The sequence below is a fragment of the Mesocryomonas fontinalis genome (assembly GCF_055730125.2).
Map to the genome: position 1 here is coordinate 114577 of NZ_JBUZWG020000011.1, position 22269 is coordinate 136845.

15 protein-coding genes are annotated in these 22269 nt (G+C 67.4%); 11 read left to right on the plus strand and 4 right to left on the minus strand.

Annotation, left to right across the window (positions count from 1 at the left end):
* Positions 1-94: 94 nt before the first annotated feature.
* From ACZL02_RS22370 to ACZL02_RS22390, 5 genes are all read left to right on the plus strand, one after another.
* Positions 95-1183 (plus strand): sugar ABC transporter substrate-binding protein, encoded by a 1089-nt coding sequence (locus ACZL02_RS22370; RefSeq protein ID WP_472940967.1) that lies wholly within the window; start codon positions 95-97, stop codon positions 1181-1183.
* A 60-nt stretch (positions 1184-1243) separates the two neighbouring features.
* On the plus strand, positions 1244-2875 hold the full coding sequence (locus ACZL02_RS22375) for a sugar ABC transporter ATP-binding protein (RefSeq protein ID WP_472940913.1): 1632 nt from the start codon (positions 1244-1246) through the stop codon (positions 2873-2875).
* Complete coding sequence (locus ACZL02_RS22380; RefSeq protein WP_472940914.1) at positions 2872-3852, plus strand: ABC transporter permease; 981 nt, start codon at positions 2872-2874, stop codon at positions 3850-3852. Before ACZL02_RS22375 ends, ACZL02_RS22380 begins: the two co-directional genes overlap by 4 nt.
* Positions 3849-4838, plus strand: a complete 990-nt coding sequence (locus ACZL02_RS22385) for an ABC transporter permease (RefSeq protein WP_472940915.1) — start codon at positions 3849-3851, stop codon at positions 4836-4838. The genes ACZL02_RS22380 and ACZL02_RS22385 overlap by 4 nt, the downstream gene beginning before the upstream one ends.
* A 232-nt stretch (positions 4839-5070) precedes the next feature.
* Complete coding sequence (locus ACZL02_RS22390) at positions 5071-10143, plus strand: DUF4011 domain-containing protein (protein WP_472940916.1); 5073 nt, start codon at positions 5071-5073, stop codon at positions 10141-10143.
* A 166-nt stretch (positions 10144-10309) separates the two neighbouring features.
* Here the strand turns inward: ACZL02_RS22390 and hisD are convergent, their stop codons facing one another.
* Positions 10310-11596: a histidinol dehydrogenase gene (gene hisD / locus ACZL02_RS22395; protein ID WP_472940917.1), complete on the minus strand. Its 1287-nt coding sequence runs from the start codon at positions 11594-11596 to the stop codon at positions 10310-10312.
* Positions 11597-11749: 153 nt separating this feature from the next.
* Between hisD and ACZL02_RS22400 the strand changes: the two genes are divergently transcribed.
* The 5 genes from ACZL02_RS22400 to ACZL02_RS22420 all read left to right on the plus strand — a co-directional run bounded on the left by ACZL02_RS22400 (position 11750) and on the right by ACZL02_RS22420 (position 16668).
* Entirely contained in the window at positions 11750-12298 is a 549-nt protein-coding gene (locus ACZL02_RS22400; protein WP_472940918.1) for a cupin domain-containing protein, read from the plus strand.
* A 170-nt stretch (positions 12299-12468) separates the two neighbouring features.
* Positions 12469-13518, plus strand: a complete 1050-nt coding sequence (locus tag ACZL02_RS22405) for an ABC transporter substrate-binding protein (protein ID WP_472940919.1) — start codon at positions 12469-12471, stop codon at positions 13516-13518.
* Positions 13519-13614: 96 nt separating this feature from the next.
* The gene (locus ACZL02_RS22410; protein WP_472940920.1) at positions 13615-14688 is read left to right on the plus strand and encodes an ABC transporter ATP-binding protein; all 1074 of its coding nucleotides are present in this window, start codon (positions 13615-13617) and stop codon (positions 14686-14688) included.
* Positions 14685-15866, plus strand: coding sequence for an ABC transporter permease (locus ACZL02_RS22415; RefSeq protein ID WP_472940921.1), 1182 nt, complete (start codon positions 14685-14687; stop codon positions 15864-15866). Before ACZL02_RS22410 ends, ACZL02_RS22415 begins: the two co-directional genes overlap by 4 nt.
* A 1-nt stretch (position 15867) precedes the next feature.
* On the plus strand, positions 15868-16668 hold the full coding sequence (locus ACZL02_RS22420) for an ABC transporter permease (RefSeq protein WP_472940922.1): 801 nt from the start codon (positions 15868-15870) through the stop codon (positions 16666-16668).
* A gap of 153 nt (positions 16669-16821) precedes the next feature.
* Here the strand turns inward: ACZL02_RS22420 and ACZL02_RS22425 are convergent, their stop codons facing one another.
* The gene (locus ACZL02_RS22425; protein ID WP_472940923.1) at positions 16822-18153 is read right to left on the minus strand and encodes a four-carbon acid sugar kinase family protein; all 1332 of its coding nucleotides are present in this window, start codon (positions 18151-18153) and stop codon (positions 16822-16824) included.
* Between the two features lie 42 nt (positions 18154-18195).
* Positions 18196-19470, minus strand: a complete 1275-nt coding sequence (gene oiaX, locus ACZL02_RS22430) for a 3-oxo-isoapionate-4-phosphate decarboxylase OiaX (protein WP_472940924.1) — start codon at positions 19468-19470, stop codon at positions 18196-18198.
* A 117-nt stretch (positions 19471-19587) separates the two neighbouring features.
* Between oiaX and ACZL02_RS22435 the strand changes: the two genes are divergently transcribed.
* Complete coding sequence (locus tag ACZL02_RS22435; RefSeq protein WP_472940925.1) at positions 19588-20301, plus strand: transcriptional regulator NanR; 714 nt, start codon at positions 19588-19590, stop codon at positions 20299-20301.
* A gap of 23 nt (positions 20302-20324) precedes the next feature.
* On the opposite strand, the gene apnL is transcribed toward ACZL02_RS22435, so the two are convergent.
* The gene (gene apnL, locus ACZL02_RS22440; protein WP_472940926.1) at positions 20325-22268 is read right to left on the minus strand and encodes a D-apionate lactonase; all 1944 of its coding nucleotides are present in this window, start codon (positions 22266-22268) and stop codon (positions 20325-20327) included.
* Between the last annotated feature and the right edge of the window lies 1 nt (position 22269).

Consider the following 22269-nt stretch of genomic DNA (forward strand, 5'->3'; position numbering starts at 1 on the left):
GCCTGGGGAGGAACACGACATGACATTTCAGCTGGTATCATTGAAGAAGCGGGGGCGCGCCAGTCTCGCTGCCGGGCTGGCCGTGACCGCGGCCATGCTCGTCCTCACGGTCGGCGCGAAGGCTGCCGGGCCAGAGATCGTTTCCGGCCCGAGCGCCGATCCGGAATGCTACAAGCCACTGACCACCGAGACGAAGTTCTTCCAGTATCCAAAGAAGGCCGGCCCCTACCGCGTAGCGCTGGCGAACGGCTTCATCGGCAACACCTGGCGCATCCAGATGGTGCAGACGGCCAAGGCCTATGCCGAGCAGCCGGAGGTGAAGGCCAAGCTGAAGGAGTTCAAGGTGGTGTCGACGGGCGACGACGTCGCGGCACAGATCGCAGCCGTCGATAACTTCATCAATTCGGGATACGACGCGGTCATCGTCAACGCGCAGAACCCGACCGCCTTCAAGCCGGTGATCAAGCGCGCCAAGGCCGCCGGCGTCGTGCTCGTGGCCTTCGACAACACGCTGGATTCCGACGAGGCGATCAACGTCAACGTCGACCAGAAGGGTCTCGGCAAGCTCTGGGGCGAGTGGCTGGTCAAGAACGTTCCAGGCGGCAAGGGCAAGCTCCTCGAAGTGCGCGGCGTCACCGGCACATCGGTCGATCGCGACCGGCATGAGGGCATTCAGGAAGTTCTCGCCGCCTCGCCCGGTCCCTGGGAGAGCATCGAGGTTGTCGGGCGCTGGGACGACGGCACGGCGCAGAAGGTCGTGGCGGACGCCATCGCCGTCCACAAGAAGTTCGACGGCGTCTCCGTGCAGGGCGGCTCGACGGGAACGGTGCGCGCCATGATCGACGCCGGCCATCCGTTCGTCCCGATCGGCGGCGAAACGGAGAACGGTTTTCGCAAGCTGTGCTCGGAGCATTCCAAGGACGGGCTGAAGTGCACGTCGGCGGGCAGTGGTCCGGCGCAGGTCGCCGTTGCCATCAAGACGGCGCTCGCCGCCCTCGACGGGGAGGTCGTGCCGCAGTCGATCGCGCTGCCGCTCTCGATCGTCTCCGATCCCGACTTCAAGGACGGCGAAAGCTTCTACTCCAAGGAAACCGACAACTTCTTCGTCGGCAATTCCTTCCCGACCTGCGGCATCAACTTCACCGCGCAGGAAATCATGGGCCAGAGCCAGGCCAACCAGTAGGCCGGTGCGACCTGAAGTCGGCCCGGGGACGGTAGACCGCCGACCCCGGGTTCTGGATCCATGGCCTTTGTCGGAAAGGGCATCCCGATCGTGAACGATCTCTCTCCCGCGTCCGGGCATGTGCCGGGGCTGGCGTCCGGTGCCTCCGTGACGCCGCACCATGCCGGTTTGGGCCTGCGCCCCCAGCCTGTCCTCGAGCTTCGCGGTGTTTCCAAGCGATATGGCGGTGTCGCGGCGCTGACGGGTGTCGATTTCGCCGCTTGGCCCGGTACGATCCACGCCGTGCTCGGAGAGAACGGTGCCGGCAAGTCGACTCTGATCAAGATCGCATCGGGCGTCACCGATCCGAGCGACGGGGACGTCTATGTCGACGGTCGCAAGGCCAGTTTCCGCAACCCTGTCCAGGCGATGGCGGCCGGCGTCGTCTGCGTCTTCCAGGAACTGTCGCTGATCCCGGACATGACGGTCGCCGACAATCTGTCCATCGTCGATCCGCCCCGCCGCTTCGGCCTGATCGACGGCCGGGCGCAGCGGCGCCGGGCGCGCGCGCTTCTGGCCCTCGTCGGCTGCGAAGACGTGCACCCCAATGAACTCGTGAAGAACCTGCCGCTCTCGCGCCGGCAGATGGTGGAGATCGCCAAGGCGCTCGCCAAGAAGCCGAAGGTGCTGATCCTCGACGAGGCGACGTCGGCGTTGACCGCCGAGGACGTCAAGCGCGTCTACGCGATCATCCGCCGCCTGCGCAGCGAGGGAGTGGCGATCCTCTACGTCTCCCACCGCATGCAGGAAATCGAGGACCTTGCCGATGTCGCCAGCGTCTTTCGCAACGGCCGGCATATCGAGACCTTCCAGAAGGGCGCCCGCTCGGTCGACGAGATCGTGCAGATGATGATCGGGCGGGAGGTGACCCATCCCTATCCCGACAAGCCGGTGCCGGCGCCGGACGCGCCGGTGGCGCTTGCGGCCCGCGACCTGACCTGGGGGCGCGAGCTTCGCGGCATATCGCTGGCGGTGCGAAAGGGCGAGATCGTCGGGCTCGGCGGGCTCGACGGGCAGGGGCAGCGCGAACTCCTCCTGGCGCTCTTCGGGGTCCTGAAGAACGTCTCCGGGACGATCGAAGTCGGGGGCAAGCCGGTGAGGATCGACGGTCCGCGCGCGGCGATGCGCTGCGATCTACCGATCGCCCTCATCCCCGAGGACCGCAAGACCGAGGGCCTGATGCTGCCGATGAGCGTCGAGGACAATATGAGCCTTGCCGCCCTGTCGCGCTTCACGTCGGGCCTGTCGATCGACCGGAGCCGCGAAACGGCCGCCATCGACGACATGGTGCAGAGCCTGAAGGTGAAGGTGGGGGATCTCTCGGCGCCGGTCTCGAACCTCTCCGGCGGCAACCAGCAGAAGGTCGTCCTCGCCAAATGGCTGATGACCCGCCCGGGCATCATCCTGTTGAACGATCCCACCCGCGGCATCGACGTCGGCACGAAGCAGGAGATCTACCGTCTTCTGCGCGACCTCGCCGGGCAAGGCCTCGCCGTCCTCTATTATTCCACCGACTATGCCGAACTGATCGGCTGCTGCGACCGCGTGCTCGTGATGTATGGCGGCAAGATCGCGCGCGAACTGGCGGGCAAGACGTTGAACGAGACGACGATGATCGAGTCGGCCTTCAACGTCGGGGAGCGCGCCGCGTGAGGGACCTCGGCTTCTTCGTCCGCCATCACCGCGGCCTCCTCGGCGCCATCGTGCTCTTTGTCGTCATGTTCTCCATCTACATCTCCAACCACCCCGTCGGCCTGACGCCGGCTGTGGCGACGACGGCGGCGAACAAGGCGGTGCTGCTGGCGCTGGTAGCGATGGCGCAGACCTTGCCGGTGCTGACGCGCGGTCTCGATCTGTCGGTCGGCATGGTGTTCGTCCTCGCCAACTGCCTCGCCTCGTCCGTCGTCGTCGGCACGCCTGCCGAGGGCGCGCTCGGGATCCTTCTGGTGCTCGGGGTGGGCGCGCTCGCGGGCTTCCTCAACGGGGCGATCGTCGTCTGGGGCCGGTTGCAGCCGATCATCACCACGCTCGCGACGGGCGCGATCTTCTACGGCTTTGCCCTCATCCTGCGGCCGGGCCCCGGCGGAGACGTCCAGTCCGACATCGCCGACATGCTGACCGGGCAGATGTTCGGGACCGTTCCGGCAGCGCTCGCGGTCCTGCTGGCGGTCGTTCTGTTCGTCTGGGTGCCGTTCCACCGTTCCGTCCTCGGCCGCGCGGCCTATGCGACGGGCTCGAACGAGCAGGCTGCCTACATGTCCGGTGTGCCGGTCCAGCGGGCGAAGCTTCTGGCCTACACGCTGTCGGGCTTGCTCGCCTCGATCGGGGGGCTGATGCTGACCTTCAACACCTATTCGGGCGAAGCCTCGGCGCCGATTGCCGGCACCTACACGCTGAACTCGATCGCCGCCGTCGTCATCGGCGGCACCTCGCTTTTCGGCGGCTGGGGATCGGCGATCGGCTCGATCTTCGGCGCTTTCGTGCTGCGGACGATCGAGGATCTGCTCTTCGTCTTCGATCTCGATCCGCTGTGGCAGCCGCTGTTCCAGGGAGTCGTTCTCCTGGCCGCGGTTTCGCTCGGCGCCATCCGCATGCTGCGCATCCGCAACCGGCTGGAAGTCCTGGCGTGACCGATCTCGTCTCCCCTCCCGTCCACCCGGCGCGCCTCAAACGCTTCGGCCTCGACCGCTCGGTCATCATCGCCTTCGGCTGCATCGCCGTGCTCCTGGCCGGCGGCGCGCTGTATTCCCGCGAGTTCCTGTCGCCGGATTACCTGCTTCAGCAGTTGCAGATCAGCGCCTTCCTCGGTGTCATCGCCTCGGGCGCGATGCTGGTGATCCTGATTGGCCACATCGATCTCTCGATCCCCTGGACGGTGACGCTGGGCGCGATGATGGCGACGGCGGTGGCGGGCTGGTACGGCACGCCCGGCGAGATCTTGGCGATTCCCGCCGGCATTCTCTGCGGGGCGCTGGTCGGCTTGGTGAACGGGCTCGGCGTCGCGTATCTGCGGCTGCCGTCGATGATTTTCACCCTGGGCATGAACGCGGTGGTCCAGGGGCTGATGGTGCTGCACACGGGTGGCTCGGCCCCGCAGGACCATGCGACCGACGCCATGCACTTTTTGGCTGTCGCGCGGCCGATCCTCGGCATTCCCAATGCGCTCTTCATGTGGATCATCGTCGGCGCGGCGGTGATCTTCCTCCTCAACCGGACCGCCTTCGGCCGGCGGATCTATGCCGTCGGCAACCGCGAACAGGCGGCCTATCTTTCCGGCGTCAATACCAATGCCGTCATCATCGGCTGCTTCATGCTCTCCGGAGCCGCGGCAGCCTTCGCCGGCGTTCTCCTGGCGGGCTACTCGACCAAGGCCTACCAGACGATGGGCGACAGCTATCTCCTGCCGGCCATCGCGGCGGTCGTGCTGGGCGGCACGAATGTCCTCGGCGGCCGCGGCAACTATCTCGGCACGATCGCCGGTGTCATCCTGATCACCCTCCTGCAGTCGATCCTTGCCGTGATGCAGATGGAGGAAGCGGGACGCCAGATCATCTACGGAACCGTCATCATCGTCATGCTGCTCGCTTACGGACGAGGGGACATCAGCCGGAAATAGATCGGGCGTTGCGCTTGCTCTGTGGGCACGCGCGCGGACTTCGCTCCTGGACCTTTGATCCCGCAGAGCATTGCCCTCTTTCTCGGATCGAAGGGGCTGCCGCGGGCACCGTGCCGCTGGTGGCGATGCCTCCTCACAAGCCATTTTGCTGGACATTGCGATCAGAAACCAAGCTCTGTAACGCAGTGAAGCGCGCGCTGCGCGTCCTTGGCTTTCGGCAGGTTCTCTACCCATGGTTGATGTCGCCCATACCAGATCCGTCATCGAGGAGATGCGGACGCGTCTGTTGGATCTGTCGGGCAACAATCGTCTTCTCAACTTCAAGGCCAGCGCTACGAACTGCCTGCGGATCGTCGATGAGCTGCCTGATCAACTGTTCGGCGCGCTGCTGGCCGGGAAGAGCTTTACCTTCGCACCCGTCCCGCAACCCAGCGAACGCGAGATCATCCGCTGGCACGAGGAGAGGACGGCCGCGCCGCGCGCCGCCGTCGATCCGGCGACGCTGCAGCCGCCGAAGCCCGAGGAATGGGCCCAGCACTTCGGCATTGATGTCAGTTTCGAGCTGCCGCTGGATCAAGGCGAGCAACTGGAGCGGAACCATTCGGACGCGCAGATCCAGACGCTACTCTATCCCGCCTCGCTCGAAACGCGGTTGCGCAAGCTGCGCAGCGACGCCTCGACTGCCATCGAGGAAACCGGCACGAACTTTCTGCACCTGGCTTTCGGTTTTCTCGACTGGAAGGATGGAGAGGGCGCGGGCGGGAAGGGCAGCCTCGCGCCGCTGATCCTCGTCCCGGTCGAGATTACGCAGAAGCGTTCGCCCGCCGGCCATCACGTCTACGACCTCTCCTGGTCGGGCGAGGACCTGCAGCCGAACCTGTCGCTGCAGAAGAAGCTGCGGGAGGAGTTCGGCCTCGATCTCAAGGACTTCGAGGAAGGGCTGACGCCAGAGCGCTACTTCCAGTCGGTGCGCGAGTTGATCCGTCCGCGCGAGGGCTGGCTGGTCCGACGCTTCGCGACGCTGTCGCTGTTCCAGTTCGGCAAGCTGCTGATCTACCGCGATCTCGACCCGCGCTCCTGGCCCGAGGGGGGCGAGCCGGCGCTGCATCCGGTCATTCGCCGCATCACCGCGGGCGCATCGGGCGGCGGCATCGCCTTCGATGATCCGAAGCCCGCGGAGGTGCGGACCCTCGATCTCGATCTCGACCTGGTGGAGCGGGCCGACAGCAGCCAGGCCGGCGCGGTCCACGCGGCGCTCGGCGGTACCAATCTCGTCATCCAGGGGCCGCCCGGCACGGGCAAGTCGCAGACGATCACCAACCTCATCGCCGGCGCGCTGTCGGCGGGCAAGACGGTCCTCTTCGTGTCCGAGAAGCTGGCCGCCCTCGAAGTCGTCCGCAATCGCCTGGATGCGCTGGGGCTCGGCGACTTCGTGCTGGAGCTTCACTCAAACAAGACCCGCAAGACCGCCTTGATCGACGACCTGCGACACCGGCTGGAAGCCGGTGCATCCTTCCGGCGGACCTCGAGCTTTGCGGCGACCATCGAAAGCCTCGGGCGCGACCGCGATCGCGCCCAGGCGATCCATGCAGCGCTCGGCCAGACGATCGGCGCGCTCGGCATTCCAGCATCCAAGGCCTTCTTCGAGGCCGGTCGCCTCCGCCGCTCGTTGCCGGATCACCAGAAGATCGGCCTGAAAGTCTCCCTGGAGGAGGTCGGGCAGATGACGACGGCCGTGAGGTCGGCAGGTGCGATGTCGCTGGAGAATTTTGTCGGTGTCGCCGGCCATCTCTTCGATGCCGGAGAAACGCTGGCCGACCACCCCTTCGCCGGCCTTTCCTCGGCGAGGCTTCTGGGGGCGCCGGATCGCGAGGAGGTGCTGGCCATCCTCGGGCAATGGCGGGATGCCCTCGCGCATCTCCTGGGGCAACTGGCCGATGTCGCCGATCGCTTCGACCTCGATGTGCCGGCCGACCGCCGAACCGCCGAAGACCTCGCGGCCTTCTTCGCCCGGCGCGCGTCGGTCGAGGATAGTCTGCAAGCCGTCGACAGCATGGGCGATCTGCCGGGCCAGGTCGCGGCGATGTTCGATCTGACGCAGGAGCCCGAGCCACGACAGGTCGCCCTGGCGGCGACGATCCTCGATCTCATGACGCACCGTCCGCCCGACCTTCATCGCTTCGCCGTCGGCCTTCTTTCCGACCGCGGCGATGAGAGCCGGCGCCTCGAGCTCGAAGCCTCCCTCTCGGCCTTCGCCGACACCCGGACGGCTCTCAGCCGGGACCTCGACGTGGACGCCGCTCTTGCAACGCGGCAGGGCCACCTCGAGGAGATCGCCCAAACCCTTTCGCAGGGCGGTTTCTTCCGCTGGCTGAAGTCCGGCTGGCGTGCGGCGCGTCAGGAGGCCTTGGCGCTCGGCGCGTCGAAGAGCGCGCTCCATCAGATGCCCGAGCGCTTGCGGCGGGCCGCGCGCCTTCAGGCGGACGGGCAGAGGCTGCTGGCCAACGAGGATCTCCTGAAGCTCGCGGGCTCTTCCTCGGCATCCGACATCGACGCCGCCCGGCGCTCGCTCGACCAGCTCGGCCGCTGCCGAGCCTACGCCGAAAAGATCGAAGCCGTGTTCGGGCGGAGATTGTCGAAGGATGCCCGTCTCACCCGTGCCATCCTCGCAGTGTCCGCGAGCGACGCCGCCGACCTTGTCTCGGCTGCCCGGACGCGCGAAGGCGAGGCGCTCCAGACGGTGCGCGAGCGGCTGGCCCACCTTCTGCAGCCAGACACTGTCCCCCGTTCCATGTCGACACGCGAGGCGATCCTCGTAGATCTGGGTGCCGGGAAAGCTGCGACGACGCTGGCCGCAATGACCGCTGGGGAGCGCGATGGCTTCTTCGCGGCGCTGAACGACATCGTCCTTGCGCTCGCGGAGGAGCAAGCGGCTGGAGAGGCTTTTTCCGCTCGCACGGGGCTCGACCCGGCCTTCTGGCCGACCGGGGACGACGACCTCCGAACGTCGCTGCAGCGCGCGTCGCGCGCCGGTGACGCGCCCCACCGGCTGACGGAATGGCTGGAGATCGACAGGCACCTGCGCCGCATCGACGTGCCGCTGGCGCAGGCGATCCTGCAGGGCATCCTCTCCGGCCGGATCGATTGCCGCTCCGCCCTCGACCATTTCGACTTCGCGATCATGGACGGTCTCGCCCGGCTCGCCATCGCCGAGACGCCCCTGCTGCAGGAACTTGGCCAGTCCGAGATCAACGATGCCCGCCGCCGCTATGCCGAGCAGGACGAGCGGGCCATGGATCTGCGGGCGATCGAGATCGCCGCCAAACTCGCCAAGTGTCCGCTGCCGGAAGGCCAGAGCGGCGCGCGCGTCTCCGATCTGACGGAGCTCCAGCTGCTGAAGCGCGAGATGGCCAAGAAGACCAAGCACGTCCCGATCCGCCAGCTGGTGCACCGGGCCGGGGCGGCTCTCCAGGCCTTGAAGCCGTGCTTCATGATGGGGCCGCTTTCCGTCGCGCAATACTTAAAGCCCGGTGGGCTTCGCTTCGACCTCGTCATCTTCGACGAGGCCTCGCAGGTTCGCCCCGAGGAAGCGCTGGGTGCCTTGGCGCGCGGCGATCAGGCGGTCATCGTCGGCGACTCCAAGCAGCTGCCGCCGACTGACTTCTTCCAGCGGACAGGGGATGGCGGTGACGACGGTGCCATTGCCGCCGGGGCGGAGTCCATTCTCGAAATCGCCGAGATGCGCATGCCGACGCGCTCGCTGCGCTGGCACTACCGATCGCAGCATCCCGATCTCATCGCCTTCTCGAACCATGAGTTCTACAACGGCGACCTCGTCCTCTACCCGAGCCCGACGCAGAAGTCGGACGACCTCGGCATCCGGTTCCAGCACGTTCCCGAGGGAGCCTTTCGCGACGGAACGAACCCTGCCGAAGCGGAGGCGGTCGCCAAGGCGGTGCTGGAGCACCTCGAGCGCTATCCCGGCGACTCGCTCGGCGTCGTCGCCATGAACGTGAAGCAGCGCGACCTCATTCTCGTAACGCTCGAACGCCTCTATGCCAGCGGGCGCGGCGGCATCGATGCGGTCGAGGCTCTGGAGAGCCTGCAGGAGCGGTTCTTCGTCAAGAACCTCGAAAACGTCCAGGGCGACGAGCGCGACGGCATCATCATCTCGATGACCTACGGTCCGCCGGCGCCCGGCGAGCGTGTCACGCAGGCTTTCGGCCCGATCGCCACCGAGAATGGCTGGCGCCGCCTGAACGTTCTCTTCTCGCGCGCCAAAAAGCGGATGCACATCGTCTCGTCGATGCGGGAGGCCGATGTCACGCCCGGCGAGGCCGCGAAAAGGGGGCCGCGTGCTCTCAAGAGTTTCCTCCACTTCGCCGAGACCGGCCGGCTGGATCGCACGAAGGCCTCGCCGGGCCGGGATGGCCGCGATCCCGACAGCGACTTCGAGGTGGCCGTGATGGAAGGTCTTGCCGCGGCAGGCCATGTTTGCGTCCCGCAGGTCGGATCGAGCGGCTTCTTCATCGACATCGGCGTGGTCGATCCGATAGATCCGCAACGGTTTCTACTCGGCATCGAATGCGACGGCGCGAGCTATCACTCGACCCTCTCGGCAAGAGACCGTGACCGGCTGCGGCAGGAAATCCTGGAAAGCAAAGGCTGGACGATCGAGCGGGTCTGGTCGACGGACTGGTTTCGCGATCCCGATCGCGAGCTCTCGCGCCTCCTCGCCCGCATCAGCGCGATCGAGGAAGCTGGCCGCCGGCTTCAGGAAAGGCGACCGTCCGGGCGCGAGGAAGACGTGCCTGCGGGCGTATCGCCGCCGGAGACTTCGCAGGGAAGGCTGCCCCCCATCACCGCCGGTGAACGGCCTCGGGCCGCCCGCGATGGATCGCACACGGCGACGGCGCGGGAACTGTCGTCTGCTCCGAAGCCGGCCAAGCCCTTGCCGCAACAGGCCATCCTGTTCGAGGCGACCGCGCCGGACTGGGCGAACTCGACCCTTGCAAAGTCCGCGCCCAAGCTTGCCAAGAGAACGGCCGAAGCCCCCCTGACGCAGGAGGAGGCACGGCGAGTGCTCATCGAGCTACGCGAGCGGATTGCCGCCGACAACCCGGCCTACGATCGCGCGACCTCCGTCTTGCGAAAGAGCATGATCGGAGAGCTCCTGACCAAAAAGCCGCTCGACGAGAAGGAGTTTCGAGATCGCATTCGACCTGATCTGCGAATGGAGACCAAAGGAAGCGAGCTGAAGGAACACGGGGAGGCGATCTTCGAAATCCTCGAACGCATGCGCTGACAAGCCTGCGGGCGAGACAGAGCACGATGCGCCCGAGCCTTCGCCCATCCGATGGGACGGGCTGAGCTTGCGGCCGGTCCCCGCGAGATGACCTTTTGGGATAATCGGCAAAACCATTTTGACGGCTCGCCGCCGTCCGCGGCGGCGGCGGCGGCGGCGGCCGGAGTCAGCTTGTGGTCTGTTGCCGGGCAGGGCGCAGCGCGGCGGCGCGGCGGTGGCCTTCCAGCCCCTCGCTGGCGCTTTGGCGGACCGCCGCCGGCGCTACCGCAGCGACGCCCGTCGGCTCCAGCCACTGGTGGGTGCAGATCTTGACGTAGGAGCCGACCCAGAGCCCGCCTGTGTAGCGGCCCGCGCCCATCGTCGGCAGCGTATGGTTCGTCCCGCAGCACTTGTCGGAATAGACGACGCTGGCATTGGTGCCGATGAACAGCGAGCCGTAATTGCTGAGTCGCAGCGCGAAGGCGCGCGGGTCGAGCGTGTGCACCTGCAGGTGCTCGGCGGCGATGAAGTCGGAATAGGCGATCATGGCCTCCTCGTCGGCGCAGACCACCACCTCGCCCATGCGTCGCCAGGCCTCCCCGGCGACCGCGGCGGTTGAAAGGTCGAGGAGCTGCCGCTCGACTTCGGCGATGACGGCCTCGCCCAGCGCCCGGTCCGTGGTGATCAGGCCAACGCGGGTGCGGATGTCGTGCTCGGCCTGGGCGAGAAGGTCGGTCGCGATCATCTCGGCGTCGCCGGTGCCGTCGGCGACGATGTAGATCTCGCTCGGGCCCGCCAGCTGGTCGATGCCGACTGGGCCGAACACCTGTCGCTTGGCCTCGTTGACGAAGGCATTGCCCGGGCCGACGATCTTGTCGACCGCCGGAAGGGTCCGGGTGCCATAGGCCATGGCAGCAATCGCCTGGGCGCCGCCGATGCGGAAGATCCGGTCGGCGCCGGCGAGGTGGCAGCCGGCGATCATCGCGGGATGGGCCGACGGCGGCAGGCAGGCGATCACCTCGGCGCAGCCGGCAACCTTGGCCGGCACGATGGTCATCACCGGTGCCGACAGCAGCGGATAGCGCCCGCCCGGCACGTAGCAGCCGATGCTGCGGATCGGGATCACCCGGTGGCCGAGATGCAGGCCCGGCATCAGCTCGACCTCTAGCGGCAGGATCGTCGCGAGCTGCGCCTCGGCAAAGGCGCGGACATTGGCGATGGCGAATTCGGTATCCGCGCGGGTCTGCGGGTCGAGATCGGCGATCGCCTTCGCCCGCTCTTCCGCCGTCACCTCGAACTGGGTGATCTCGACCTTGTCGAACTCGGCGGCGTAGCGCGTCACGGCGGCATCGCCCTCGGCGCGGACGGCGGCGATGATCTCCTTGACCAGCGCCTCGACGGCCTGTCCGTCGGCCAGCGCCGACTCCGGCGCCTTCAGATGGTGCACGCGGTCGCCGAAGGTGTCAGTGCGCATGTCGCTTCTCTCGCTGTGAACAGACCCAGAAACTCTCAGAGGACCGGGACCTGCACAAGGACAACGGCCGTCCTGTCTAGTATACTCACCAAAACGGGAAAAACTGCCCAACATTCCGGCAGTCCCTTTTGCGGTGCAACAAAGGAGCAGGCCATGCCGGCGATCGGGGCGGGGATCAGGGAGCTGCGGCGGCGGAGACAATTGTCGACGCGCGAACTGGCAGTGCGGTCCGGCATCTCGCATTCCACCATCTCGCTGCTCGAGCGCGACCGCCTGAGCCCCTCGGTCGACACGCTGAGCGCCATTCTCGACGCGATGGGGTCGACGCTCACCGGCTTCTTCTCGGAAGTGGCCGCCAGACTCCCGCACTCGCCCTTCTACCGCTTCGAAGACTTCGCCGAGATCGGTCGCAGCGACGGCATCTCCTACCGGATGGTCGGCATGAACCATCCGAACCGGCATCTTCTGATGCTCTATGAGAGCTATGCGCCGGGGGCCGATACCGGCAAGGCCTTCTCGCACACGGCGCAGGAGGCGGGCGTTGTGATCCGGGGCGCCGTGGAGGTGACGGTCGGCGCGGAGATGCGCACGCTCGGCGTCGGCGACGCCTATTACTTCGACAGCCAGACACCGCATCAGTTTCGCAATGCCGGGAGCGAGGTCGCGGAGATCATCAGCGCCATCACCCCGCCAACGTATTAGCGCTAGGGAAATTGCAACCAAAAGCGGTAAAATACCTCCCCTGGGTGTATTTGCTGACCGGGATAGACTCAAATCCGGAGATTATTTTCACCAGAACGCTTTGCGTTCTCCGCAGGGCGGCGCTTTTGTGGTTCAGTCGGTGCATCTGATCAACCGATGGGGGAAGAGCGATGCAGTCGAAGAAGTTTCTGGGTGGGCTTGGCGGCCTGCTGATCGGCAGCGTGCTGGCCTTGGCACCGGCCTCCGCTCGCGACCTCACCGTCGTCTCCTGGGGTGGCAACTATCAGGACGCGCAACGCGAAATCTTCTTCAAGCCCTTCGCCGAGAAGAGCGGCAAGCCGGTGCTCGACGAATCCTGGGACGGCGGCTACGGCGTCCTCGCCGCCAAGCTGCAGGCCGGCACGCCGAACTGGGATCTGGTCCAGGTCGAGTCCGAGGAACTGGCGCTCGGCTGCGCCGACGGCATCTACGAGCCGGTCGACTGGGACAAGCTCGGCGGCAAGGACAAGTTCATCGACTCGGCTGTCAGCAAGTGCGGCGTCGGCGCGATCGTCTGGACCACCGGCCTCAGCTACGACGCCGATAAGCTGAAGACGGCGCCGACGAGCTGGGCCGACTTCTTCGACACCACCAAGTTCCCCGGCAAGCGCGGCCTGCGCAAGGGTCCGAAATACGCGCTGGAATTCGCCTTGATCGCCGACGGCGTCAAGCCTGCCGAGGTCTACGACGTCCTCGCGACCCCGGAAGGCGTCGACCGCGCCTTCGCCAAGCTCGACACCATCAAGAAGGACATCACCTGGTGGGAGTCCGGCGCCCAGCCGATCCAGCTTCTCGCCTCCGGCGAAGTGGTGATGACCTCGGCTTATAACGGACGCCTGGCCGGCATAAACAAGTCGGAAGGCAAGAACTTCCAGATCGTCTGGCCGGGCAGCATCTATGCGGTCGACAGCTGGGTGGTGCTGAAGGGCTCGCCCAACAAGGATGCCGCCTTCGACCTCGTCGCCTTCACCAGCGCGCCGGAAAACCAGTCGAAGCTGCCGGACTACGTCGCCTATGGCGTGCCCAGCAAGGCGGCCGGTGCTCTGTTGAAGCCCGAAATTGCCGCGAGCCTGCCGACCGCGCCGGCCAATCTCGACGTCTCGATCCCGCTCGACGGCGATTTCTGGGTCGACAACATCGAGGCGATGACCACCCGCTTCAACGCCTGGGTCGCCCAGTAGCCGGAAGGGCCGCGGCACCCTGCTGCGGTCGCATGATCCATCGCCGCCAGCATTCCTGGCGGCGGTGCACCCACCAGCAAGACGGGCGGACCGAGATTGACGCAATCCTTCATTCACTTCCACGAGGTCTCCAAGAGCTACGGCCCGATCCAGGTGATCGAGCAGCTGAACCTGGAGGTGGAGAAGGGTGAGTTCCTGTCGCTGCTCGGGCCCTCCGGCTCAGGCAAGACCACGATCCTGATGATGCTGGCCGGCTTCGAGGCGCCGTCCTCCGGCACGATCTGGCTCGACGGCCAGCGCATCCACGAACTGCCGCCGCACCAGCGCGGCATGGGCGTGGTGTTCCAGAACTACGCGCTCTTCCCGCACATGACCGTCGCCGAGAACGTCGCCTTCCCCTTGCAGATGCGCGGCCTTCCCCGCGCCGAGATCGCCCGGCGCGTCGCCACCGCGCTCGACCGGGTCCAACTCTCCCATCTCGGCAGCCGCAAGCCGGAGCAGCTTTCCGGCGGCCAGCAGCAGCGCGTCGCGCTCACCCGCGCCTTGGTGTTCGAGCCGAAAGTCGTGCTGATGGACGAGCCGCTCGGGGCGCTCGACAAGCAGTTGCGCGAGCAGATGCAGCTGGAAATCCGCGACCTGCATCGCCGGCTCGGGCTCTCCATCGTCTTCGTCACCCATGACCAGAGCGAGGCGCTGACCATGTCGGACCGCATCGCCATCTTCGACAAGGGCCGCATCGCGCAGATCGGCACGGTCTCGGAGGTCTACGACCGACCGGCCAGCCAGTTCGTCTCGCAGTTCATCGGCGAGACCAACCTCTTCGCCGGCACCGTTGCCGGACGCAGCGGCGGCGATCTCTCGATCCTGCTCGGCGAGGGGATCAGCGTGACCGCTGCCCCGCCGGTTGCCCCGCCTGCCGATGCCACGGCCGTCGTGGTCTCGATCCGGCCGGAGCGGCTCGCGCTGGGCGATGCCGCCGGGCTTCACCAGAACCGTCTCACGGCAACAGTCGATGATGTCGTCTACCAGGGCGACCATCTGCGCCTGCACCTGTCCTGCGGCGCCCTGAAGCTCGTCGCCCGGTCGGAACGCGCGGTGGCGGCGCCGGCGGTCGGCAGCACCACGGCCGTCGGCTTTGCCGCCGCCGACTGCTCGGTGTTTCCAGGATGAGCCCGGCCGCAACCGGCCGCCTCCGCGCCGCGGCGCTGGTCGCGCCGATGTTCGTGTTTCTCGCCGTGTTCTTCTTCTGGCCGCTGTGGACGATGATCTCGGTCTCCGTGCGCGACGATGCGATCTCCACCGCGTTGCCGCAGACGGCCGCCGCCATCGGCAGCTGGAACGGGGAGGGCGCGCCGGGCAAGGCGATCGAGACGGCCTTGCTGACCGATCTGAAGACCAGCGATGCGAGCCGCATCGGCCCCGCGGTGCGGCGGCTGAACAGTGAAGTCGCCGGCTTCCGCTCGCTGATGGGCAAGACCACGAGCGCTGCCGAGGACGCGGCCGATCCCGCGACGGTCGACTTTGCGGCGATTGATCCACGCTGGGCCGATACGCGCTTCTGGTCGGCGATCCGCAACGGCACCTCCGCCTATACCGACCGCAACATTCTCGCCTCGCTCGACCTCACCCGCAATGCGGCCGGCGCCATCGAGTCGATGCCGGCCGGCAGCTCGGCCAACCGGTTGATCATCTGGCGCACCTTCTCGATCGCCGGGCTGATCACGCTCTGCACCCTCGCCATCGGCTTGCCCTATGCGATGCTCGCTGCCGCCACCACCGGTTGGAAGCGCAACGCGCTGCTGCTCGCCGTGCTGCTGCCGCTCTGGACCTCGCTCCTGGTGCGCACGGCGGCCTGGTTCATCCTCCTGCAGGACCAGGGCATCATCAACCGGACGCTGATCGACCTCGGCCTGATCTCCGGCCCCCTGCCGCTGATCTTCAACCGGGCCGGCGTGATCATCGCCATGACGCACGTGCTGCTGCCCTTCATGGTGCTGCCGATCTACAGCGTCATCTCCACCATCCCCCGATCGCTGATGCCGGCGGCGGCCTCGATGGGCGCAAGCCCGCTGCGGGCCTTCTGGCGCATCCTCCTGCCGCTGAGCGTCCCCGGGATCCTCGCAGGCAGCCTTCTCGTCTTCATGGTGGCGCTCGGCTACTACATCACCCCGGCGCTGGTCGGCGGGCCGAACGACCAGATGATCTCCTCGATCATCGCTTTCTACGCGCTGCAGACGGCGAACTGGGGCATGGCCGGGGCGCTTGGCCTGATCCTCCTCGTCGTCACCACCCTCCTCTATCTCATCTACGGACGGCTTTCCCGCTCCGGCGCGCCGACGGGGGCCTGAGATGCTGCGCAGTCTCCAGACCCTCTTCGGCCTCCTCGCGATGGCCTTCCTGCTGCTGCCGCTGGTGGCGATCCTGCCGCTCGCCTTCACCTCCAGCATCTTCTTGAACTACCCGATCCCCTCGGTCTCGCTGCGCTGGTTCGAGGTGCTGGCCGATGCCGACGTCTGGCGGCTGTCGATCTTCAACAGTCTGGTCATCGGCCTGTCGGCGACCCTCCTGTCGGTGGTGCTCGGCACCATGGCGGCGCTCGGTCTCAACGGCGCGCGCCTGCCCTTCCCGGACCTCTTGCGAACCGTGTTCCTGCTGCCGATGGTGGTGCCGGCGGTGGTGCTGGGCGTTGGCCTGCAGATCTCGCTGGTGAAGCTCGGCCTCGCCAACTCCTATCTCGGCGTCATCCTCGCCCACAGCGTGCTGTGCGTGCCCTTCGTCGTGGTCAGCGTGTCGACCGCGCTGCAGGGCATCGACCCCCGCATCGGCAGGGCCGCGGCAAGCCTCGGCGCCTCGCCCCTCACGGTGTTCCGGCGGGTGACGCTGCCACTCGCGATGCCGGGCATGGTCACCGGTGCGGTGTTTTCCTTCGCAACCTCGCTCGACGAGGTGGTGCTGACGCTGTTCGTCGCCGGTCCGAACCAGCGGACGCTGGCGCGGCAGATGTTCTCCTCGATCCGCGAGAATATCAGCCCGGCGGTGGCGGCCGCCGCGGTGCTGCTGATCATCGGAACGCTGCTGCTCGCGGGCCTTGCGGCCTTGCTCAACCGCCGCAAGCCGAAGAGTGGTGCGGCCACCACGACGCAGCCCTAGGCTGAAGGGTCGTGTACCAGCGGGTGCCTTCGGGCAGGGGGCCGGCCAGTGCTAGGCTGCCGTTGACCTGCTGACCCGATGTCCGCTTCCGGGAGGCATTGGATCGGCTTACCCCGCAAAGGTCGAAAGCCGCGAGGTCACGTTTCGAGCTGGCTAGTGTCCGGCAATGCCGTCGCGGAGGCGGACGAAGTAATCGTCGTTGCCGACTTGTCCGCCTTTCAACGCGATCTCCAGGCCGTCGAAGGCCGGCGTGTCGCTGTGCGTCAGCGAGACCGGCGACCCCGGCGTCTCGGCGAGCGGGAAGCGCGGCGTGAGGGCGTAGATGTCGAGCTGCGGCAGCGCATGGCTCGAGGTGTCGCCACCGGCGATGACGGCGCGACGAAGGCCGGTCTCGGCGACGAGTCGTGCCTGAAGGCGGCCAAGGCCGACGCCGATGGCATGGCGCTCCTGCCCGGCGATTTCCGCGCCGAGATCGCTCTCCGGGCCCATCGCGGTGTAGACGATGACCGAACGTCCTGCGGCAAGCCGCGAGAGAGCATTCCCGGTGAGCGCTGCGATGGCAGCGCTGTCGCCGGCGATGAAGGCGCGCGGATCGAAGGCGATGGCGTCGAAGCCGTGCGCCTCGGCATGGCGGATCTGGCGTTCGGTGGTGGGCGAGCAGCTACCGGAGACGACCGAGAGGCGCTCGACCGGCGCCAGCGGTGCAAATGTCCTGGCGGCGCCGATCCGGCCGGCCTTCTTCCACGCATCGGCCAGCGCATACTCGACGCCGGACGAGCCGACGATGAAGCCCGACCCGGCGTCGGCAAGGCGCTGCAGCTGCCGGCCGGCCGCAGCCTGCGTCGCCGCGTTGAGCACGTCGAGCAGCAGCGCGCCGGGATTCTCGGCCAGCGCCGCATCGACGGCCTTGTCGGCGTCGCCGTCGGCGAGGGCGAGATGGTCGACGAGGGCGATGGAAAGGTCGGTCTGGCCGGCGAGATGACGGCGGAGGTCCGCCTCGTGCATCGGCGTCACCGGGTGCCGGCGCATCACCGGGTGGCGATCGATGCGGAAGATCTCGCCGCGAAAGGCGGCGAACAGCTCGCCGAAGGCGGTGTAGCGCTTCAGCTGCGGCGCACCGACGACGATCGGCACGGTCTTGCCGCCGAAGGCCGCGCGGCCGAGTTCCATGGCGCGGCCGATATTGCCGATGCCAGGCGCGGAATCGAAGGTCGAGCAGACCTTGTAGTGGCAGAACTCCGCGCCTTGCCGCGCCAGCCAGGCGAAGGTCGGCGCGAGCTCTTCCGTCATCCACTCGGGCGTCTCCGATCGGCTGGTCCCGGCGATGCCGAGCGCCTGAACGTCGGCGAAGCGGGCGCGCTGCGCGTCGGTCGGCAGGTCGAGGAACAGCACTGTCTCGACGCCCCGCAGCGACAGGGCCTCCATCACGTCGGTCGAGCCGGTAAGGTCGTCGCCATAATAGGTGAGGAGCAGGGGAGCGGTCATGTCAGGCCTTGTCAGGGGGGCGGGCAAACGGAAGCGGTGGTGTCAGGCGGCGGAAGCGTTGCCGCCGAACTTTTCCAGCGAGGCGGCGAGTTCTGGATGATCGCGGGCGTAGACGCCGAGGTCGATGCCGGCGCGGGCGGCCTCCCAGGCTTGCGCGACGGCGCGCACGCCGGCGGCCGGGCCGCCGGGATGGCTGACCACCCCGCCGCCACAGAGGTACAGGATGTCGGTCGAGCCATGGGTGACCCGGAACGTCTCCGGTGCCTGGCCGCCCCATTGGCCGGAGCAGACCACCGGCAGCGGACGGTCGGCAGGATTTGCGAGCGGCTGCTGCAGCGCTTCGTAGGAGCGGACGAAGGACGCATCCGGCTCCCAGTACTTCGCCGCGATGCCGTTGATCTGGAACTGGTCGACGCCGAGCAGCCGCCAAATCGTCTCGTAGACCGAGAAGTCGAGCCCGAGTGCCGGGTGGCGGGTCATCGCGTCCCAGCCGTTGCGGTGGGCGTGCAGCACCAGTTGCGAGCGCTTGCGCAGGAACAGCATGGCGCCCATGCCGACCGAGTTGATGTTGACCACCGCCGCATTCCCGCCGGCGGCGACGACGAGATCGTGGTTGCGCATCATCTCGTCGGGATCGACGGCGGAGATGCCGAAGGCGATCATCACCTTCTTGCCGGTCTTCTGCTCGTGGTCGAGGACTACCGGCATGACGGCCTTCACCCGGTCCTCCAGCGGCGAATAGGCCGGGCTCATCAGCTTCTCGTCGTCCTTGACGAAGTCGACGCCGGCTTCCGCCAGCTCTCGGATCATCGCGGCCGACTCTTCCGGCAAGAGGCCGAGCGCCGGCTTGACGATCGTGCCAATGATCGGCCGGCCGCGCGGCACGCCGGTCAGCGCGAACGAGCCGTCGATGCCGAACTGCGGGCCGGGGTAGCGTGCGAGGAAGGCCGGCGGCAGCGTCAGCCCGACGACGCGAAAGCCGGTGAAACCCTTGATGGCGGCGGGGCCGGCAATGGCGATGGTCATCAGCGCGGCAAGGTCGGTGCCGACGGCGTCGAGCGGATAGGCGATATCGGCCTCGCCGCGGTTGTACGGGCCTGGCACGCCGGCACCCTCGCGGCCAAATCCGGCCTCGTTCGTCGTGCCCATCGGGCGGACCGCGACGACGCGCGCCGCGACGCGGGCCTTCAGCGCCGGCGTTTCGCCCGGCAGCGGCACGAAGGTACCGGTCGACTGGTCGGAGGCGATCTTCTCCGCCAGCTTTTCGACGCTGCCGGTCGTCTCGATCCGGTAGGTGACGACGATTTCGTCCCGCATCCTATATGTCCTTTTGCCGAGGGCACTCTTGCTGGCTGTGAACTTCTGGTATGATCATCATACCAGGTTATCCGTCGTTCTGCGGTGCCCTGGATTGCCGCCTGTCATGGAAAACACATGTCCGCTCCGACCCATCCGATCATCCGCCGCAAACTCTCGACCGAGGTGTTCGCGCGGCTGAAGACGATGATCACCACCGGCGAACTGAAGCCCGGCGATGCCATGCCCTCCGAGCGGGACCTGATGGAGCGGTTCGGCGTCGGCCGGCCGGCGATCCGCGAGGCCATGCAGTCGCTGGCCCAGATCGGTCTTCTGGCGATCTCGCACGGCGAGCGGGCGCGGGTGTTGGCGATGACGCCGCGCTCGCTGTTCGGACAGGTGGACGCGGCGGCGGAGATCATGCTGCAGACATCGCCCGCAGCGCTCGGGCATCTGAAGGAAGCCCGCATCTTCTTCGAGCGCGGCATCGTCGTGCAGGCAGCGGCCAAAGCCACCGCGGCGGATGTCGATGCGCTGGAAGAGCTGCTCGGCTTGCAGCGCATCGCGCTCGGCAACGCCGAAGTGTTCGTCTCCGCCGACATGCGCTTCCACCAGCGGATCGCCGCGATCCCCGGCAATCCGATCTTCGAGGCGGTGGCCGAATCCATGCTCGGCTGGCTGAAGCAATACCATACCGAGATGCTGATCTGGACCGGCAAGGAGAACCTGACGCTGGTCGAGCACGAGGAGATCGTCGCGGCCTTGCGCCAGCGAGATCCAGTGGCGGCGGAGGCGGCGATGGTGCGGCACCTCGAACGATCGCGCGCGCTCTACGTCCACCAGGACGCCTGAAGCGCGCGGAAAGCCGCGGCGGCTCATGTCGCCGGTACCATCAGGCGAGCGACGGCATGGGGACCGAGCGTCAGAAGGGCGGGTGCCTGGTGGCGAACCGGCATATTGCCTTCTGCGGCTTCGGCAAAACTCTCCAGATCCAGCATCGCAAGCTCAGCTGCTGGCGATGCACCGCCGAAATCGAGTGTCTGCGGCGCTGCCGTGAGGTTGGCGAGCCACAGCTCGGTGCTACCGTTCGCGTGCCGGGCGGCAAAGCCGTCGATGCGCGTGCGATCGCCCGATACGACGCGGCACCGCGGCAGGCCGGAAAGCTTTGCGAGGGCCGTCGCCACGTGAAAGGCCGGCACGACCTTTCCGCCTTCGACGAGCAGGCCGCGCGGACCGGCGAAGCTGGCGCCGGTCCAGACTGAAACATCGCTTTCGGCGAGACGCGCGGCATAGCCGACCAGCCAAGCGGCGGCAAACAGGCCGCGCTGGCGCGGATCGTCATGCGCCATGGCGATGCGACGGTCGTCCGGATTGTCCATGGTGCGCGAACCATAGGGGTTCTGGCGCATCCCGATCGTCGTTGGGCCCAGATGATAGGCCTTGGCGCCGAGGAAGGCGCGGGTCGAGCGGGTGATGAAGGGGATCGCCTCCAGTGTCTGCATCACGCTGAGATCGTCCGCGGCGTGGACGATCGGGCAGGTGGCGTGCGCGACGAAGTCGAGGTTTTCCGTCGGCACGCGCTTGCGGTTCAGCTCGGTGAAGTAGCTGAGCATGCCGCCGCCGAGCAGGACGCCGGGGAAGGCGGTGCGGGCCGCGGCATAAACCTCCGCCAGTGGCGGACAGGCCGGCCAGTCGCTGCCGGGCGGCGTCGACTGCCGGTCGGCGGCCGGGCCGACCATCACCGCGTCGTGCCGCAGGCCGGCCGCGCGGACGGCATTTGCGATATCGGCAAGCTCCGCTGCGGGGTTGCCGATACCGGGGAGAGTGATTTCCAGCATCACGACGGCGCCGGGCAAGGCTTCGGCGACGCGGGCGAGCGCTGCGAGTTCCGCGGCGCCGTGGCCGGCCGCCGGGTCGACGCCGAGCAGAAGATGCCGGGGCGCGAGCGCCTGAAGCCGGTCGAGGCCGGCAAATGCGGCGTCGGCTTCGTCGGGAGAGACGGAGACGCCGAAGCGCGGCATCGGCGTGAAGATGTCATCGCCGAGGGAGATCGCGACCGGCTCCGCGAGCCCAGCGGAGGGGCGCGTCGCCGCCCTCGCGATGACGGTCCCTGACGCTTCGGCGATGTCCAGGACGATGCTCTGCCGGTTGGTCTCGCCGGCGGGCAGCACGTAGGGCCAAGGCAAGGCGAGCGGCCGGACATAGGTCTTGTAGGAGGCATCGGACCAGGCCCGCTGGTCCTCCATCTCGAAACTGTCGCCGTTCATGGTGCAGGTCGCGGCGGTGCCGGGCAGGACCCCGTGGGCGATGGCGCGCATGTCCTTGAACGGCTGCCAGGGCTCGATCAGGTCCGGGAACCGCGCCTGCTCGACAGTGCCGTCGGTGTGGGTGACCGTGACGGGCTGGCCGGCAAGGCCGGTTATCGGGTGCAGGATGCAGAAGCCGCAGCGGTTGGTCTCGAAGTCGGCGTCGGGCCGCGCCTCCACCGTGAAGACGAGCTGGCCCCTGGCGTCGCCGGAGATCTCGGCGCCAAAACGCAGCGTCGCGCCATCCGCGGCCCGGCACGAAGCGCTGTAGCTCAGGCGGAAGCGATCATCGCGCTGCGTGACGGCGAGATCCTCGACCTTCGGCGTGTGGGTGCCCCAGTCGCGGTCGCGCACCACGTAGGCCACCGCACGCAACACCTCGACGCCGCGCCAGCGGATCGCGCGCAAGCCGCCGGCGACGAGCTCGGCGCTGAGCGCGCCGGCGATCAGCGTCCTGACCGGTGGCAGCGGCTCGTCGGTGCCGTAGAGTTTGATCCGGTCGGCGGCGTCCATG

Bases quoted from the DNA above. Each gene is read 5' to 3' on its own strand.
- ACZL02_RS22370 (WP_472940967.1), top strand. From the start codon at position 95: ATGCTCGTCCTCACGGTCGGCGCGAAGGCTGCCGGGCCAGAGATCGTT.
- ACZL02_RS22375 (WP_472940913.1), top strand. From the start codon at position 1,244: ATGGCCTTTGTCGGAAAGGGCATCCCGATCGTGAACGATCTCTCTCCC.
- ACZL02_RS22390 (WP_472940916.1), top strand. From the start codon at position 5,071: ATGGTTGATGTCGCCCATACCAGATCCGTCATCGAGGAGATGCGGACG.
- hisD (WP_472940917.1), bottom strand. From the start codon at position 11,596: ATGCGCACTGACACCTTCGGCGACCGCGTGCACCATCTGAAGGCGCCG.
- ACZL02_RS22400 (WP_472940918.1), top strand. From the start codon at position 11,750: ATGCCGGCGATCGGGGCGGGGATCAGGGAGCTGCGGCGGCGGAGACAA.
- ACZL02_RS22405 (WP_472940919.1), top strand. From the start codon at position 12,469: ATGCAGTCGAAGAAGTTTCTGGGTGGGCTTGGCGGCCTGCTGATCGGC.
- ACZL02_RS22415 (WP_472940921.1), top strand. From the start codon at position 14,685: ATGAGCCCGGCCGCAACCGGCCGCCTCCGCGCCGCGGCGCTGGTCGCG.
- ACZL02_RS22420 (WP_472940922.1), top strand. From the start codon at position 15,868: ATGCTGCGCAGTCTCCAGACCCTCTTCGGCCTCCTCGCGATGGCCTTC.
- ACZL02_RS22425 (WP_472940923.1), bottom strand. From the start codon at position 18,153: ATGACCGCTCCCCTGCTCCTCACCTATTATGGCGACGACCTTACCGGC.
- oiaX (WP_472940924.1), bottom strand. From the start codon at position 19,470: ATGCGGGACGAAATCGTCGTCACCTACCGGATCGAGACGACCGGCAGC.
- ACZL02_RS22435 (WP_472940925.1), top strand. From the start codon at position 19,588: ATGTCCGCTCCGACCCATCCGATCATCCGCCGCAAACTCTCGACCGAG.
- apnL (WP_472940926.1), bottom strand. From the start codon at position 22,268: ATGGACGCCGCCGACCGGATCAAACTCTACGGCACCGACGAGCCGCTG.